This is a genomic window from Campylobacter sp. 110, assembly GCF_002383965.1.
Taxonomy (GTDB): Bacteria; Campylobacterota; Campylobacteria; order Campylobacterales; family Campylobacteraceae; genus Campylobacter_D; species Campylobacter_D coli.
In genome coordinates this window covers 1-1570 of sequence record NZ_NXBD01000022.1, presented here as the reverse complement: position 1 = coordinate 1570, position 1570 = coordinate 1, and the positions used below count along the sequence as shown (strand labels likewise).

General features: G+C 28.0%; 3 protein-coding genes. All 3 read right to left on the bottom strand.

Going from position 1 to position 1570, the window contains the following annotated elements:
- Positions 1–21 precede the first annotated feature (21 nt).
- Positions 22–237 (bottom strand): hypothetical protein, encoded by a 216-nt coding sequence (locus tag BGS43_RS03100; protein WP_002783970.1) that lies wholly within the window; start codon positions 235–237, stop codon positions 22–24.
- A gap of 48 nt (positions 238–285) precedes the next feature.
- Positions 286–1140 carry a lambda-exonuclease family protein gene (locus BGS43_RS03095; RefSeq protein ID WP_096568734.1) on the bottom strand — a complete coding sequence of 285 codons (855 nt, stop codon included), beginning with the start codon at positions 1138–1140 and terminating at the stop codon, positions 286–288.
- Positions 1130–1570: phage antirepressor KilAC domain-containing protein (locus tag BGS43_RS03090; RefSeq protein WP_180753338.1), on the bottom strand; the 441-nt coding region annotated here is incomplete at its 5' end. The genes BGS43_RS03090 and BGS43_RS03095, both read right to left, overlap by 11 nt.

Below are 1570 nucleotides of genomic sequence, written 5' to 3'. Positions count from 1 at the left end.
ACAATGTTTTCTTTCTCCATTTTATTCCTTTTCATCTGTGATAAATCTAAACTCTGCTTTTTTATGCTCTTTTAAGCTTTGCAATATATTTCCTAGTTTAGAAAGTGGAGCTTCATCATAAGAATTATAAAAAGCATTATTACAAAGTGGGCATACAATGACAGTTTTACCTATATCTAAAGTGATTTTAGTTTTACATTGTTTGCAGGTGATTTCTAAACTTTTTAAATTTAACATTTTAATCTTTCCTTTGTTTTTATAATTTTATCAAAAAGTGCTTTATTTTTATGCTCCTTTTTTGATTTTTAAACACATTGAAATACTTTCTTTATAAAACTCTTTAGGCACAGTAATATTTTTTTGCTCTAAAAAGCCCTTATAATCAATTGTAGTTCTACTTTGCGGATAAATTGTAATATCCAAACATCTTGCTTTTTCTCCATTTGCTAAGGCTATGAGTTCTTTTTTAAGACTTTCAAGCTTTTCTTTAATAGGTTTAATCGTCTCTTCAAGCCTTATAATTTCAATCGTTAGATTTTTTGCTTTAGTATCTTCAAGCTCTTTATAATCGCTTTTTTGATCTATGATATAATCTAATATAAACTCTTTTATATTTTTAACCAACCATTCTTGATAAGCTTCATCTTTTGAAACTTCGCACTCTACAATCTCTTCTTCTTTGTTCATGGCTACAAATATACATTTTTCTTTACCACTGATATAAAGCCCAAATTGCACTTGAGCGTAGTATTTATCACTTGGCTTTTTATTTTTTTTGATAAAATCGTATTCATTTTGTGAGTATTTAAATTCATAAATAATTCCATTTTCATCAATCCCATCTAAACTTGCTATAAACATTTCATTTTCTAGACTTTGTAAAACTACAGGAGTGATACTCACAGAATGTAAAAACTCAACTCTAGCTCTAATCAAAGGCTCATATTCATTGCCTCTTCTCATAGCTTCATTTTGATAAACTTCTTTAAGTCCTAAAATGATATCTCTTGCTTCTTCTTTGGAATTAAAAGCACCTTTGATACCTACACAAGATGCTACCATCGATGCACCTATTTTTCCTTTTCTAAAATTTAACCATTCCACACTACCCTGCTCTAAATCAATTATTTTATACTGCATGATTAATTCCTTCTAATAATAAATTTGCGATTTTAATTTGTCCTTTGCCTGTGATTTTCGTTGTGCTTACTAATCTATCTCCATTTATTGTACTGATAGTTGTTTCACTTACTTTGAAAAGTCCTTGCTCTATGCATTTTTGATAAGGCTTATTATCACTCATTAAAAAGCCATTATCCCTTAAAAAAGCAAAAAGTCTTTTTTCTCCGATTTCAATTTTATTTTTTTCATAAAGTATTTTTGCGAAATCTCTTATTAAAATAGCATCATTAGTATCTTTTATACGATTTGCAAAGTGAATAAGTGGTGCGTTTTCTTTGGCTTCATTTTTTAAATTTACATTTTCAATTTGAAGCTTTTCATTTCTCTCTAAAAGTTCTAATTGCATTTGCAAACTTTCTTTTAATGAAAGCGGTTTATAACTTTGTTT

What these genes read in the sequence shown, in the direction of transcription:
- BGS43_RS03095 (WP_096568734.1), bottom strand. Translation starts at nt 1,140, where the DNA reads ATGCAGTATAAAATAATTGATTTAGAGCAGGGTAGTGTGGAATGGTTA.
- BGS43_RS03100 (WP_002783970.1), bottom strand. Translation starts at nt 237, where the DNA reads ATGTTAAATTTAAAAAGTTTAGAAATCACCTGCAAACAATGTAAAACT.